Annotated in this window: 13 protein-coding genes; 6 read left to right on the forward strand and 7 right to left on the reverse strand. The window is 71.9% G+C overall.

Annotated features, from left to right (window positions below; translation table 11 throughout):
• Both QSK31_RS01755 and QSK31_RS01760 read left to right on the forward strand, forming a co-directional pair.
• Positions 1–1,119: an iron-containing alcohol dehydrogenase gene (locus QSK31_RS01755; protein WP_285680467.1), complete on the forward strand. Its 1,119-nt coding sequence runs from the start codon at positions 1–3 to the stop codon at positions 1,117–1,119.
• A complete protein-coding gene (locus tag QSK31_RS01760; RefSeq protein ID WP_285680275.1) occupies positions 1,109–2,530 on the forward strand; it encodes an NAD-dependent succinate-semialdehyde dehydrogenase in 1,422 nt (473 codons plus the stop codon). The genes QSK31_RS01755 and QSK31_RS01760 overlap by 11 nt, the downstream gene beginning before the upstream one ends.
• Here the strand turns inward: QSK31_RS01760 and QSK31_RS01765 are convergent.
• Positions 2,520–3,932 (reverse strand): cytochrome P450, encoded by a 1,413-nt coding sequence (locus QSK31_RS01765; RefSeq protein ID WP_285680276.1) that lies wholly within the window; start codon positions 3,930–3,932, stop codon positions 2,520–2,522. The genes QSK31_RS01760 and QSK31_RS01765 overlap by 11 nt on opposite strands.
• A 124-nt stretch (positions 3,933–4,056) precedes the next feature.
• Between QSK31_RS01765 and QSK31_RS01770 the strand changes: the two genes are divergently transcribed.
• Genes QSK31_RS01770 through QSK31_RS01780 form a run of 3 tightly spaced genes read left to right on the forward strand, consistent with a single transcriptional unit; the run spans position 4,057 to position 7,830 of the window.
• On the forward strand, positions 4,057–6,717 hold the full coding sequence (locus QSK31_RS01770; protein WP_285680277.1) for an alpha/beta hydrolase: 2,661 nt from the start codon (positions 4,057–4,059) through the stop codon (positions 6,715–6,717).
• Positions 6,718–6,776: 59 nt separating this feature from the next.
• A complete protein-coding gene (locus QSK31_RS01775; RefSeq protein WP_285680278.1) occupies positions 6,777–7,292 on the forward strand; it encodes a hypothetical protein in 516 nt (171 codons plus the stop codon).
• The gene (locus QSK31_RS01780) at positions 7,285–7,830 is read left to right on the forward strand and encodes an alpha/beta hydrolase family protein (protein WP_285680279.1); all 546 of its coding nucleotides are present in this window, start codon (positions 7,285–7,287) and stop codon (positions 7,828–7,830) included. Before QSK31_RS01775 ends, QSK31_RS01780 begins: the two co-directional genes overlap by 8 nt.
• 78 nt (positions 7,831–7,908) lie before the next feature.
• Here the strand turns inward: QSK31_RS01780 and QSK31_RS01785 are convergent, their stop codons facing one another.
• Positions 7,909–9,081, reverse strand: a complete 1,173-nt coding sequence (locus QSK31_RS01785) for a putative acyl-CoA thioester hydrolase (RefSeq protein ID WP_285680469.1) — start codon at positions 9,079–9,081, stop codon at positions 7,909–7,911.
• A gap of 117 nt (positions 9,082–9,198) precedes the next feature.
• On the opposite strand from QSK31_RS01785, the gene QSK31_RS01790 reads away from it, so the two are divergent.
• Positions 9,199–10,467 (forward strand): pectate lyase family protein, encoded by a 1,269-nt coding sequence (locus QSK31_RS01790; protein WP_285680280.1) that lies wholly within the window; start codon positions 9,199–9,201, stop codon positions 10,465–10,467.
• Positions 10,468–10,470: 3 nt separating this feature from the next.
• Here QSK31_RS01790 and QSK31_RS01795 read toward each other — a convergent pair whose 3' ends face one another.
• From QSK31_RS01795 to QSK31_RS01815, 5 genes are all read right to left on the reverse strand, one after another.
• Positions 10,471–10,821: a hypothetical protein gene (locus tag QSK31_RS01795; RefSeq protein ID WP_285680281.1), complete on the reverse strand. Its 351-nt coding sequence runs from the start codon at positions 10,819–10,821 to the stop codon at positions 10,471–10,473.
• A gap of 109 nt (positions 10,822–10,930) precedes the next feature.
• Positions 10,931–11,164: a hypothetical protein gene (locus QSK31_RS01800; RefSeq protein WP_285680283.1), complete on the reverse strand. Its 234-nt coding sequence runs from the start codon at positions 11,162–11,164 to the stop codon at positions 10,931–10,933.
• Positions 11,165–11,178: 14 nt separating this feature from the next.
• Complete coding sequence (locus tag QSK31_RS01805) at positions 11,179–12,417, reverse strand: hypothetical protein (protein WP_285680284.1); 1,239 nt, start codon at positions 12,415–12,417, stop codon at positions 11,179–11,181.
• Positions 12,418–12,439: 22 nt separating this feature from the next.
• Positions 12,440–12,946 (reverse strand): SigE family RNA polymerase sigma factor, encoded by a 507-nt coding sequence (locus tag QSK31_RS01810; protein ID WP_285680285.1) that lies wholly within the window; start codon positions 12,944–12,946, stop codon positions 12,440–12,442.
• A 77-nt stretch (positions 12,947–13,023) separates the two neighbouring features.
• Positions 13,024–14,511 (reverse strand): family 43 glycosylhydrolase, encoded by a 1,488-nt coding sequence (locus QSK31_RS01815; RefSeq protein ID WP_285680286.1) that lies wholly within the window; start codon positions 14,509–14,511, stop codon positions 13,024–13,026.
• Positions 14,512–14,572 lie beyond the last annotated feature (61 nt).

Raw genomic sequence — 14,572 nt, forward strand, 5'->3', positions numbered from 1 at the left:
GTGGGAACGATGCGGGTCGCGCCGCGCGTGCACTTCGGCTTCGGCGCCCGGGCGCAGCTGCCCACCCTGATCGGTGGCCGGCGGGTGCTGGCCGTCGTGGACCCGTTCCTCCTGGGGAGCCCGTTCCTCGAGCCTCTTCGGGACGCGCGCGTCTACTCGGACATCACGCCGGAGCTGCCGGTCGGCACGCTGGACGCGGCGGGGGAGACGGCTCGCGCCTACGCGCCGGAGGTCATCGTGGCGATCGGCGGTGGCAGCGCGCTCGACGCGGCCAAGCTGATCGCGCTGCTCGTCACCCACGACGGGCCGCTGAGCCGGTACTACGGCGAGAACCTGGTGCCGGGGCCGGTCGTGCCGGTGATCGCGATGCCGACCACGGCCGGGACGGGCTCCGAGGTCACCCCGGTCGCGGTGATCTCCGACCCGGACCGCGAGCTCAAGGTGGGCATCTCCAGCCCGTACCTGGTGCCGGCCGTGGCCATCGTCGACCCCGAGCTCACGATGGGGGCGCCGGCGACCGTCACCGCGTACGCGGGAATCGACGCTCTGGTGCACGCGGCCGAGTCCTTCACCGCGCGCCGCCTCGACCTCGACTGGTCGGCGCCGCTGCCGGTCTTCACCGGGCGCAACGCCCTGACCGAACCGCTGTCGCTGCGCGCCGCCGCGCACCTCGGGCCGTGGCTGCCGGTCGCGGTGCACGACCCGGCCGACCGGCGGGCCCGGCAGGAGGTGGCGAAGGGGTCGCTGCTCGCCGGCATGGCCTTCGGATCCACCGGCACGCACCTCTGCCACGCTCTGCAGTACCCGATCGGCGCGCTCACCAAGACACCCCACGGCTTGGGTACGGGTCTGCTGCTGCCCCACGTCCTCAGGGCGATCCCGGACAAGGAGCGGGTCGCGGCGTTCGGCGAGGCCCTCGGCACCGACGACACCATCGGCCGCATCGTCGAGATCAACCGGGCGATCGGCGTGCCCGCGTCCCTCTCCGAGATCGGTGTGCGGCGCTCGCAGCTCCCGCGCATCGCCGACCTGGCGCTCGGCTCGACCCGGCTGCTCGCGATCGCCCCGGTCACCCCCACACGGGACCTACTCCTGGAGATTCTCTCTGATGCATTCTGACCTCTTCATCGACGGGCAGTGGCGGCCGGGCTCGGACGGCCGCCGCTTCGACGTCATCGATCCGGCCGACGGCTCGACGATCGCGGCCTTCGCGGCAGCGTCGGAACAGGACTGCATGGACGCGGTCGACGCCGCGGCCGCCGCCCAGGAGTCGTGGGCGGCGACCGCGCCCCGTGAGCGCGGCGAGCTGCTCCGGGCCGCGTACGAGATCCTCACCGCCGAGGTCGAGGACTTCGCCGAGCTGATGGTCCGGGAGAACGGCAAGTCCTGGGCCGACGCCATCGGCGAGGCGAACTACGCGAAGGAGTTCTTCCGCTGGTTCGCCGAGGAGGCCGTGCGCGTGCCCGGCGACTACCGGCTCGCACCGGCCGGCGACAAGCGGATCATCGTGGACCGTCAGCCGATCGGCGTCTCGCTGCTGATCACGCCGTGGAACTTCCCCGCGGCGATGGCCACCCGCAAGCTGGCGCCGGCGCTGGCCGCGGGCTGCACGACGATCCTCAAACCGGCCCGCGAGACGCCGCTGACCGCCGCGTACGTGGTGGAGGTCCTGTTCCGGGCCGGTGTCCCGCGCGGGGTGGTCAACCTGGTGACGCCGGTGCCGACCGGCCCGCTCGTGCAGCGGATGATCGACCGGCCGGAGGTCCGCAAGCTCTCCTTCACCGGCTCGACGGAGGTGGGACGCAGTCTGCTGCACGCCTGTGCGGACAGCGTGGTCAGCACCTCCATGGAGCTCGGCGGCAACGCCCCGCTGATCGTGCTGCCCGGCGCCGACCTCGAGGTCGCGGTCGAGGGAGCGCTGCAGGCCAAGATGCGCAACGGCGGGTCGGCGTGCACCGCGGCCAACCGGTTCTACGTGCACGGCTCGGTGCACGACGAGTTCGTCGCGCGGCTCGACGCGGCCCTGGCGGCCATCGCGGTCGGCCCCGGCCTGGACCGTGTGAACGGGCTCGGCGCCCTGGTCTCGGTCGCCGAGCGGGACAAGGTGGCCGCGCTGGTCGAGGAGGCGATCGCGGACGGCGCCAAACTGGCCCGCGGCGGCAACTCCTCGGCCCGGGGCGCGTTCTACGACGCCACGCTGCTCACCGAGGTGCGCCACGGCTCGGCGATCAGCCGCACCGAGATCTTCGGCCCGGTCACCGCGGTGGTCCGGTTCGACGACGTCGACGAGGCCGTCCGGATGGCCAACGACACCGAGTACGGGCTGATGGCGTACGTCTTCGGCGAGGAACGAGCGGCGATCGCGGTGGCCCGCCGGATGGAGTCCGGCATGGTCGCCGTCAACCGGGGCGTGGTCAGCGACCCGGCCGCTCCGTTCGGCGGCGTCAAACAGAGCGGCCTCGGCCGGGAGGGCGGTTCCGAGGGCATCCTCGAATTCCTCGAGGAGAAGTACATCGCCCTCACCGCGTAGCGGTGGCCGCCCTCGTCCGGACGCGAAGGTTGAGGTTCGTCGGGAAGGTCGTGAACTCCATCCGCTCGACCACCGCGCCCGCGGAGTGGTCCGGCTCGAAGTCGAACTCGCGTCCCAGCACCGAGGTGACCATGGCCGCCTCGATCAGCGCCAGGTTGCGGCCCGGGCAGTACCGCGGCCCGGCGCCGAACGGGGCGAACGGCAGCGCCTCCGGCGGCAGCTTGCCCTCCAGCCAGCGCTCCGGCCGGAACACGTCCGGGTCGCCGAAGCGCTCGGTGTCACGGCGCGCGCCGTACGACATCAGCACGAAGATCGGCAGCCCCTTCGGCGCGAACAGCTCGGAGCCGTCCCGCCCGGTCAGGGTCACGTCGCTGGTCGGCTCCAGGAGCAGGAACGGCGCCACCGGCTGGAACCGCAGCACCTCGTTGACCACCGCCTCGGCGTACTTGAGCCGTCCCACCGTGCCCGGGTCGCCGGGCAGCCGCTGCTCGCCGAGCACCTCGTCGGCCTCCGCACGGACCTTCGCGTGGATGTCCGGGTTCTCGGCGAGGTAGTGCAGCGCCCACGCCGCCGTCGACGAGGTGGTGTCCTCGCCGCCCAGCAGCATGGCCAGGACATTGCCGAAGACCTCCTCGTCGGTGATCTCCGGCTCGTTCTCCAGCGGCCTGACCAGCGCCTCGAGGAAGTTCGACGGCGGATCGCCGGCCGCGACGCGCACCCGGGCGGCGGCGAAGCGCTCGCCCACCAGCGCCTCGATCTCGCGCACCGTCGCGTCCAGCCGCCGGTCCTGTGGCAGCTTCGCGTACCGCCAGTAGGGCAGCGCCGCGTTGATCCGCCGGGAGATCGCCGGGAACAGCTGCTTCACCCGGGTGTGCAGGCCGTCGCCGGTGCTCTCCAGCGCGTTCAGGTCGTGGCCCATGGCCAGCCCCACGGTCACGTCCAGCGTGTAGCGCATCATCAGGTCCAGCACGTCGACCCGCGCGCCGGACCCGGCGGCCGCCTCCCACTGCCGCAGCAGCCGCTCGGTCACCATGGTGATCGTGGTGAAGTACTGCCGCAGGTACGCCGCGTTCAACGACTGGGTGGCCACCTTGCGCAACCGCCGCCACCGGTCGCCCTCGGCGGTGAACACGCCACGCGGGACGATCTCGTCGATGATCGTGGACGACCTGACGGCCCGCCGGAAGTCGTCCGGCCGGCGGCGCAGCAGCACGTCCACATGCGCCGGATCGGCGGTGGCGACCACCTCCTGCCGGCCCAGCCGGAACCGGTAGGTCAGCCCGTACTCGTCGGCCCACCGCTCGAGCACCCGGTGGGTCTTCTGGTCGCGGGCGAACTCCGGCAGGTTGCCGACGAAGGGGAGCGGGCGGGGCCCATCCAGGATGCTCGTGTTCTCGGGCATGCGGACATTTTCCCCGTACAGGGGCGTTCGGCCTACGATGGTGCCCGGATTGGCACGTGAACTTTTCCCTGGGGATGTTTCGACGTTCTTCGAGCGATTTGCACCCATCGATTAGACATGGGCGATGCGTAGAGTTCTCACGGCCGCCGCCGCAACGGTGGCCCTGCTGATCGGGACGGGCGCGGCGGCATACGCCGACCCGCCGACAAGCCCGGTGCCGGACCGGCTGCCCTCCGGCTGGGCGGTCCAGCACGACAAGCTGGTGTGGACGGCCCCGCGGCCGGTGCCGATGGGTGACGCCGCGGTCGAGTTCTGGTCCGGTGACCGGCTGCTCGGCCGGGCGCAGGGCACCGCCGACCAGCGCACCTTCCGCCTCGACCTCCCTTCCGAGACCGACGATCTTTCGGTACGCGCCGGCGGGAGGCGCCTCGACGCCGCGTCGCCCCGGCCCGCCGCCAGGAAGGCCGCGCCCCGGGTGCCCGGGCTCGCTCCGGCCACCGACATCGACCCCGGCACCCCCGGACCCTACGAGACCACCACCGGCGAGTACGAGCTGCCGAGTGTCAAGTTGCCCGACTTCCCGGCGAACGTGGAGATGCGCGGCGTCGTGGTGGCGCCGAAGAAAGCCCCGGGCGCCCGGCCGCTGGCCCTGTTCCTGCACGGCCGCCACTGGACCTGCTTCCAGGGCGACGACCCCGACCGGATCACCGGCGACTGGCCCTGCCCGGCCGGCACCCAGGAGGTGCCCAGCTACCGCGGCTACCTCCAGGCACAGCAGCTGCTCGCCTCGCAGGGCTACATCACCGTCTCGATCTCGGCGAACGGCATCAACGGGCAGGACTTCGCGGCCGACGACGGCGGTGCCCAGGCGCGCTCGTCGCTCGTACGCCTGCATCTCGCGGAGTGGGCCGCCCGCAACCCGGCGCTGGCCCGCCTGGCACCCGCCGCCGACACCTCCAAGGTCTTCCTGATGGGTCACTCCCGCGGCGGTGAGGGCGTGAACCGCGCCGCCATGGACAGCCTCAACCCGCCGCCGGCCGCGGCGGACGGCTACCACGGCAAGGTCTCCTGGACGATCCGCGGCACGCTGCTGATCGGACCCACGCTCTTCGGGCACGACCCGGTGCCGGACGTCCCGTCGGCGACCATCCTGCCCGGCTGCGACGGCGACGTCTCCGACCTGCAGGGCCAGATGTTCCTGGACGCCACCCGCGGCGTCGGCTCCGGCCGGGCCCTGCACAGCGCGCTCTACTTCATCGGCGCCAACCACAACTACTTCAACACCGAGTGGACGCCCGGCCAGTCGGTGGCGCCGTCCTTCGACGACTTCTTCAGCGACCCGGAGCAACCCGACCCGCTGTGTACGCCCGGCACGCCGACCCGGCTCACCGAGCGTCAGCAGCAGACCGCCGGCGCCACCTACATCGCGACGGCGGCGCGGCTCTTCGTGGGCGGCGACGACCGGGCCCGGCCGCTGCTCGACGGCACCGGCGTGAGCGCGCCCTCGGCGAATCCCGCCCGGGTGCTCAGCCACGCGATCGGCGCCGCGCGTACGCCCGCGGTGGTGCCGGACGAGTCGGTGACCGTCACCGGAGGCGCGCTCTGCAAGCAGGTCACCCGCGTCGCGGCCGAGGCGTGCCTGGTGAACGAGAACTTCTCCGGCGGGTCGCCGCACTTCACGCCGTTCTTCGTCGCCGACGACGAGCCCGGCCGGTACGCCGTACGCCTCGACGGGGCGGCCGCGACCATCCGCCCGGCCCGCGCGTCCTCGCTGTCCGGCGCGTCGCAGCTGGCCCTGCGCCTGGTCGTGCCGCCGAACACGACGGGCCGCTTCGGGGTCGTCGCCGTCTCCGCCGAGGGTGGGCGGCACGACCTCGGCGAGGTGACCGTCGAAGGGGTGCCGGGCACCGACTTCACCACGTCGTACTGGGGTCGCGAGGTGCGGGTCGCCCTGCCGAAGGGCGTCACCTCGCTGTCGTCCCTCGAGCTCACGCCGCGTCAGGCCGGCCCGGCGTGGCTGATCGACGCGTGGGGCTGGCGGGCCGGGACTCCCGACCCGCGGCCGGTGGCGATGTCCCGGGTCGACGTCGGCGAGGTCAGCGCCGACGAGGGTGACTCCGGCACGACCACGTACCAGGTGCCGGTCGCGGTCAAGGGCAAGACGGCCGGCAAGGTCCGGCTGTTCCTCACCGACCCGGCCACGTTCGAGTCGCGGTCCTGGGTCGCCGACGTCCGTCCCGGCTCGCAGCGCCTCGAGGTGCCGGTCGCGGTCACGGGCAACACCACCTACGACGGTTCGGTGCGGTGGTGGGTGGCGGCCAAGGCGGTCCGCAACACGCTGGTCGGCGACTACGTGGGTGGGGTCGACGTCCGCGAGGACGACCCGCGCCCCACCGTCACGGTGAGCCCGGCCTCCGCCACCGCGGCCGAGGGCGCCCCGCTGACCTGGACGGTCAACCTCTCCGCCGCGGCCGGCGTGCCGATCTACGTGATCTTCACCCCGGAGGCGGCCGAGCCGGAGCTGTCCACCACGGACGTGGACCCGACCTGGTTCACCGGCAACAGCGGCGAGGACCCGTCCCCGTCGCGCCCGCTGTCCGGGACCGGACTGCAGCCGTGGACGATCGTCGAGCCGGGCACGACGACGGCGACCCTGGAGGTCCCGACCGTGTCCGACGACGCGGCCGAGGGCGCCGAGAAGGTCCGCTGGCAGGTGTCGGTCTACAACGAGGAGACCGGCGAGCTCGATCCGCTGACCGCGGTCGAGGGCACGGTCACCGACTGATCCACTTTGCGAGGCGGCGTCCCGTCATCGGGGCGCCGCCTTGGTTAGAGTCCCGTGCCATGAGCGCCGACGGCGATGCCGACCTCACCCGCACCCTGCACCGTCTCGTGACCGGCCTGCTCGACTGGCTGGACGAGATCCCCGCCGACCAGGTCGATCCCGAGGCGGCGGCGAGGATCCGGGGGAGCGTCGACTGGGTGATCGCCCAGCTTCCCGCCGGGGAACAGGTCCGCCTGGCCTCCGGCGACCCCGACCCGAAGTCGCTGCCGGTGGTCGTGGGCCTCCTGGTCGACGTCGTCTGGTGGCTGGACACCTGCGACGAGGACGAGGTCGACTCGCATCTGGCGGTGAAGATGCTCGAGGACGGCCTGGTCGACCTGGACGACCTGCCCGACGCCCAGCGCGACCGCCTGGTCGCGGTGCTCGCGGCCCTGGCCGTGTCCGAGCCGCACGACACCCGCCGCTACCAGCTGCGCTTCTTCCCCTTCGGGATGAACCTCACCGACGACGAACCCGAGGACGACGAACCCACCCCGCGCGACTGGGTGTCCCCGCAGGCCCGCCACCGTGAGTGAGGCCCTGGTCATCCCGGGCGGTGCGCTCGGTCCGGCGGCCGGCATGCTCCTCTACGCCGGGGAGGTGGCGGAGCGCCGCGGCGCGACGGTGCACTGGCACTGGTGGTCCGGCCCGCCGCCGAAACACACCTCGCCCTCGGCCGAACCGTGGGTGTGCGACGAGATCGAGCCGCTGCTGGGCGAGGGCACCCTGCTGATCGGTAAGTCGCTGGGCACGAACGCGGCAGGCCTCGCCGCGTCCCGGAACCTCCCGGCGGTCTGGCTGACGCCGATCCTGACGGCGCCGTGGGTGGTCGCCGCGCTGGAGCGGGCGACCGCCCCGATGATGCTGGTCGGCGGCACCTCCGACCCGGTCTGGGAGGGCGAGGTTGCCCACCGCCTGTCGCCGCACGTGCTGGAGGTCCCGGGCGCCGGCCACGGCCTGCAGGTCCCGGGTCCGGCCGCCGACTCGGTCGCGGTGCTGGCCCGCGTCGTCGCCGCGATGGACGATTTCCTGGACGCGATCGGCTGGCCCGACGACGGGAAGGCTGGGTGTTGACCCCATGCGGTTCCTGGTGAGCCCGGCGCTGGAGCCGGACGAGCTCTCCCTCGCCCGGTCCGGCGCGCGCTGGTGGCTTCAGCTGGGCGACAAGCGCTGAACCCGGTATTCCCACAGGCGGTTGTTGGTGACGTCGTTCAGGTCGCGGCCGGGGGCGATGCTCGCGGTGAACGGCCGGCCGGTCGTCGCGGCCGGCGCCCACGGCGTCTCCGCGCGGAAGCCCTCGCCGATCAGGCTGTCGCGGATCACCAACTGGCCGTTGGGCGTGACGCCGGGCAGGTAGCCGGTGGCGCTCGCGCCCTGGTCCCAGGACCGGCCGAAGTAACCGGCGGCGGCGTCCGCGTCGGTGCTGAGCAGCGAATGCGTGACCAGGAAGCCGTAGGGGTGGCGCGGCGCGGTGTTGGGCGCGAAGATCACGCCGCCGGTCGGCTTACGCGAGGTGACCAGACGGAAATGGGTACGGGTGAAGACCGTGCTCGCCCGGCCGAAGACGAAGTCGGTGTCGCCCTCGATGTAGCTGTCGCTCACCGTGACCCGGGCGATCCGGGCCGGGTCGTCGGCGTTGGCCAGGAACGTGTCCTGCCGGCCGATCAGCCGCATCGCCTCCAGCTGGGTGCGGTCGGCGTCGGTGCGCAGCGCCACCGCCTGGTGTGTGCCGCCGTCCACGGTGTCGAGCAGCGTGTTGGTGATGGTCAGGTTGCGCAGCTGCAGGTCGGTGCTCTGCGCCCAGACGACCGTGGCGCACAGGCCGGCGTTCGTCTGGGTCCGGGTCGCGCACGACTGGAACATCGGCCAGGCGGGGTCGCCGGGCGCGTACCGTCCGTCGGGGTTGACCAGCGCGGTCCACGCGGCGGGCGTGAGCGTGGCGTCGACCGTGAACTCCAGCCGCGCGTCGCCGACGCCGTAGATGGTCAGCGGGGGAGCGCCGCCGGGGATGAAGACCGTTCCGGTGTACGTGCCGGGCCGGATCGCGATCCACTGCCGGGAGGTGCCGCCGCCGCGGTAGGCCGCGTTCACCGCCTCCTGCACGGTCGGGAATGCGCCGCGCCCGACCACGAAGTCGGCCCGCTCGGTGCGGATCGGCGCCGGCCGCCACGGATCGGCCACCGGCGCGCCATAGGGACCGGACCATTTCAGGTACGCCGAAGGGGTGAACGCGGCGGCCTCGCCGGGGGACAGCACCGGCCGCGAAACGGTGCCCGGAGCACCCACCACCAGCAGCGCGGCCGTCAGCAAATGCGATATGCCCATCACGAATGCGAATCTACGATCGAGAACGGTCAATGGCCAGGTAAGTTGATCTTTGCAAATTTCCTGCACATTCGAAGTCATTGACGCGGGTGAAATGGCGGGTGCAAGTTCGTACCCATGTCATCGATCGTCGTCTCCCTCCTGGCCGCCGCCGCCCTCGTGGCGCCCGCGCACGACGTGGCCCGCGAAACGGCGGACCCGCGGGACGGCTGGGGAGCGGGGACCACCGGCGGCGCCGCAGCCGACGCCGAGCATGTCGCCGTCGCGCGCAACCGGGCCGAGCTGATCGCCGCCCTGGGCGGCGACAACGCCACCAACGGCCAGAACGCCACCCCGAAGATCGTCGTCGTCAGCGGCCGGATCGACGCCACCGAGCACAAGACGTGCGCCGACCACGCCGACCCGGAGTACTCGCTGGACGCCTTCCTGGCCGCCTACGACCCGGCGGTGTGGGGCCGGACGGCCAAACCGAGCGGGCCGCTGGAGGACGCCCGGGTCCGCTCCGCCCGGCGGCAGGGCGACCAGATCCGGATCAACGTCGGCCCGAACACCACGATCGTCGGCGTCCGCGGCGCCCGGATCGACGGCGGCAGCCTGATCCTCACCAACGTCGGCAACGTGATCGTGCGGGGCGTCGAGTTCACCGACGCCGCCGACTGCTTCCCCGCCTGGGATCCGACCGACGGCGCGGCGGGCAACTGGAACTCGCTCTACGACCTGGTGTCGCTCAGCGGCGCCACGAACGTGTGGATCGACCACAACACATTCAGCGACGGCGACAACCACGACAGCGAGCAGCCGGTCTACTTCGGACGGCCGTACCAGGTGCACGACGGCGCGACCGACGTCATCCGCGGGTCGGACCTGGTGACGGTGTCGTACAACGACTACTACGACCACGACAAGACGATGCTGATCGGGTCGACCGACACACCGGGCGTGGACGTCGGGAAGCTGCGCGTGACCGTGCACCACAACCGGTTCGGCAACGTGCTGCAGCGGGCGCCGCGCGTCCGGTTCGGTCAGGTGGACGTCTACAACAACCTGTTCGTCGCCACCGACGAGGACTACCAGTACTCGCTCGGGGCGGGTGTCGAGTCGGCGATCTACGCGGAGAAGAACTACTTCCGGCTCGGCGCGGACGTGCCCGCCGCCGACGTCATCCACTACTGGAAGGGCACCCGGATCACCGCGATCGGGTCGCTGGTCCAGGTGGGGAGCCGCCTGCCGCGGCCGGTGGATCTGGTCGCGGCCTACAACGAGGCGTACGACCCGGACCTGCTGCCGGGCGCCGGGTGGACGCCGGTGCTGCGTACCCGGGTGGACCCGGCCGTGGCGGTGCCGCTGATCGTGGCGGCCACGGCCGGATCGCGCCGGCTGAGGTAGGTCCTACTGGTGCGGCTGCTGGACCGGCTGCTGAACCGGCTGCTGAACCGGCGCGGCGGGCTCGGCGGCCGGCGCGGCCGGCGCCTCGGCCGCCAGGCGGTTGGCCTTGCGCGCCTTGAAGACCTGCACGATCGCGAGGATCGGGACGATGAAGGCGTAGTAGCTGATGATGACCGTGCCGCCGTCGAAGACGAAGAGCAGGTAGCCGGCGTAGACGACGAACGCGGCCGCGAATACGCCGTCGATGATGCGGGCGCCCTTCGACTGGCCGAAGCCACCGAGGCCGAGCACGGCGAGCAGGACGCCGCTGAAGACGAGCAGGGCGATATAGGCGAAGAAAGTGCCGTCGGACACGGGAGGCTCCAAGAAGGAAAGATGGGGTCAGAGGCGGTGACCTTAGGGCCGTGACACGCGCTCCCGCTGCCCCGTTTCAGCGTTCAGTGAGCTGATTCACAGGAAATCTTCAGGAAGATGAGGAACCACATGCCTCACGGCCGGTCAGGCGTCGCGGCAGGACCAGGTTGAGCGGCACCGGCGCGATCCGGGTGACCGGCCCGTTCGGCTGGGAGCCGGCCCGCACCGAGGCGCTGCCCATCCCGGAGCTGCTGCCCGGCAGCTCGATCATCGTGACCGAACGCGTCGCCGGCCTCCCGCCCGGGACGGCATCGAGGGCCTGGATGCCGTCCCGGGCTGCCACCTGGCGAACAGCGCTCAGCCGCATCGCCAGACAACGGCCTGGATGACACCGTCCTTGTCGTCGGAATGGCCGGCGATCAAGGTCCCGTCGTCACTGAGCGTGCTCACCGTCGTGGCGGTCCCGTCGGGCCGGTGCTTACCCAGGTCGGGCAGGCGCACGGTGTCCTTGCCGGTGACCAGGACGGCGTACCCCTTGGGGTCGATCCCGACCAGCCAGCCCTGGGCGTTGACCTTGTCGGCGGGGTCGCGCAGCTCGGCAACGACCTCGGCCGTGCCGGTGCTCAGCCGCCACCGCACCGCGTAGACGGGCCCGGCGGCGGCATCCCTCTCGGGGCTCGCCATGCCCGTGACCCAGTCGCCGCGGATGTCGAAGGCCTGCGTGCTGACGGCCGGCCTGCCGTCGATGGTGGGTTTGGGCAGCTCGCGCATCTGGCCGTCGGGGCCCCAGACGACCGCCCGCTCGGAGTCCAGGCTGCCGGCGACGGTGCCGTCCTCGGCGATGTCGCGCGGCTGGGCCTCCCGGGTGCCCGCCGGGACCGGCAGCCGCACGGGTTCGGCGGTCGCCGAGCGCCACACCAGCCCCGAGCCGTCGGGCTCGGCGCCGACGATCGTGCCGGCGTCGTTGATCGCGACCGGCTGCGCGTACCCCTTCGCCCTCATCTTGACGACCTTGCCGTCCTGGTAGGCGTACGGCTTCGGCCCGCTGCCGTTCTTGTCGTCGCCGACGTAACTCCAGCCGACCGCGTCGCCCGACGTGTTGACGTCCCGCAGAGACTCCTCCATGTCACCGGGCAGCATGATCTCCCGGCCCTTGCCGTCGTCCCAGATCACCGCCTGGTAGCCGCCGGCCTTGGGGTAGGTGCGCCCGACGACGTACCGGCCGGTCGGGTCGGCCCCGCTGGCCAGGGCCATCGGCGCCCCGCCGGGGGCCTTCAGCTTGCGGATGGTGCACTTCTCCGGAGCCCGCACAGCCTGCGCCTGCTCGGCCGGTGTCACCGGTGTCGTGGCGCCGGCTGACGCCCGTGGCGCACCCGAGGCGGCGGGCTGCGCCACGGGACCTGGGCTCGCGCTCAGGTTGATCGCCACCGACGTGCCGGTGACGGCGATCGCGGTGAGCGCGGCGGCGCCCGCGTAGCCGGCCTGGCGGCGTGCCCGGCGCCGGCGGCCCGAGCTCATCGCCTTGCGGATGTCGATGGTCGAGGGGGTGTCCGGCTCGTCGTCCAGCGACCGCAGCAGGTCCACTTCGGAAGGCATGTATCTGCTCCTCGCAGTCGAATCAGGGGGTGTGCCCGGCGAGCGCCCGGACGCCGAGCTGCCCACGCAGCGCGGCCAGGCCCCGGGAGGTGTGGCTCTTGACGGTGCCCGGCGAACAGTCCAGCGACCGGGCCACCTCGTCGACCGAGAGGTCGTAGAAGAAGCGGAGCACCAGCACGGCCCGCTGCCGGCGGGGCAGCCGGCGCAACGCGGCGCGGATCACCTCGCGGTCCTCGGTGCCGCTCTCGACGACCGGCGCCGGTTCCGGGGTGTCCCGGAAGAGCCGGACCTTGGCCCAGGCCAGCCGGCGCTCGTCGACGAACGTGCGGATGAGCATGGTCCGCACGTACGCGTCGAGGTTGTCCGCGTTCCGGGCGCGCTGCCACTTCACGTACAGCGTGGTGATGGTCTGCTGAACCAGGTCGTCGGCGCGGTGGCCGTCGCCGGTCAGGACGTACGCCAGACGTCGCAGCGCGGGAACCCGCGCCGCGACGTACTCGACGTACTCATCGTCCGAACCATCCCGCATCGCCCAGTCCCTCCCGCAGCCCGTTCCACCCCCTCAGACGGGCATGGGCCACGATCCGGTTGGCACGATCCTCGCTCTTATCGATTCGTGATGACCACGTTGTCGAAGGCGGCCGCCGCGTTGTAGACGCGTACGCCCGAAGCGCCGGAGGCGTAGGTCGTGTCGGTGACCGTGATCTTGGGGGTGCTCAGGTCGCCGACGTAGACCTTCAGGGTCGAGCCGTTGGTCTCGACGCGCAGATGGTACTGGGTGCCCGGGGTGATCGTCAGCGGCGCCGAGCCCAGCTGGGTCCAGTTGTTGTTCGCCCGGCCGAGCACGACGCGCCCGGCCGGTGTGATGCCGGCGTAGTAGCCGCGGTAGGTGTCCGTGCCCACGCCGGCGCCGGTGGCCCGGAAGACCAGGCCGGCGTCGCCCGCCCCGGAGGTGACGGTGACGTCCAGGTCGTACACGGCGTTGGTGTGGTTGTCGTCCAACAGGGACTTGCCGCCGTACGAGGCGGTCGTGCGGTATTGGCCGCCGGACACCGACCAGGTGCCGCCGTAGGTCTTCCAGCCGAGCGCGTTGCCGTCCGCGAAGTTGTCCTTCACCAGCATCTTGACCGGCTCGATCGTGCCGTCCGGGCGGAAGGTCATCCGGTCGTACGCGAGCTGCCGGGCGTTGCCGTCGGTCTCGCTCAGCGGGCGGCGGTGGTAGACGATGTACCAGGTGTCGGTGCCCGGGATGTTCAGCACCGAGTTGTGCCCGGCGCCGCGCGCCACCGCGGCGTCCTGCCCGAGGATCCGGTCGAGGCGGGTGAAGGGCCCGGTGGGGGAGTCGGCGATCGCGTACGCCACGGCGTAGTTGGGCCCGGTCCAGCCGCCCTCCGACCACATCAGGTAGTACTTGCCGTTCTTCTTGAACATCTGCGGGCCCTCGACGTACCCGCTCGGCGTGATCTCCTTGTACGTGCTGCCGTCGGGGAACGTGCCCAGGCTGGTCATGTCGCTGTTGAGCCGGGCGACGTTGGCGTGCCCCCAGCCGCCGTAGTAGATGTACGCCTGCCCGTCGTCGTCGATGAAGACGTCCTGGTCGATCGGCTGGGCGCCGTTGACGAACTGCGCGATCAGCGGCCGCCCGATCGCGTCGCGGTAGGGCCCTTCCGGCCGGTCCGCCACGGCCACCCCGATGCCGCCGAGCTCGGCGTTGCTCTGGATGTCGTTGGCGGCGAAGTAGAGGTAGTACTTGCCGTTGCGGGCGATCGGGGCGGGCGCCCAGACGGCGTAGCGGGCCCAGGTCACGTTCGCGGTGGTGAGGACGTTCGGGTGCTTGGTCCAGTTGACCAGGTCGGTGGAGGAGAAGGCGTCGAGATAGGTCTGTTCCGCGTACGGGCGGGACGAGGTCGGGAACACGTAGTACCGGTTGTTGTAGATCGCCACGTCGGGGTCGGCGTACCACCCCGCGACGAACGGGTTCCCGGCCTCGGCGGTGGTGTAGTCGGGCGGGGCCGCCGAGGCCGGGGCTGCGGCCGCGGTGACGGCGACAATCCCCGCGACGGCGGCGACCTTCTTCACGATTCCTCCGAACATCGACATTAGACGATGTTTGCCTGTGTTACTTCATGTCGTCAAGTGTTCCATTCATTCCCAT

The organism is Actinoplanes sp. NBRC 103695, assembly GCF_030269485.1.
Taxonomy (GTDB): domain Bacteria; phylum Actinomycetota; class Actinomycetes; order Mycobacteriales; family Micromonosporaceae; genus Actinoplanes.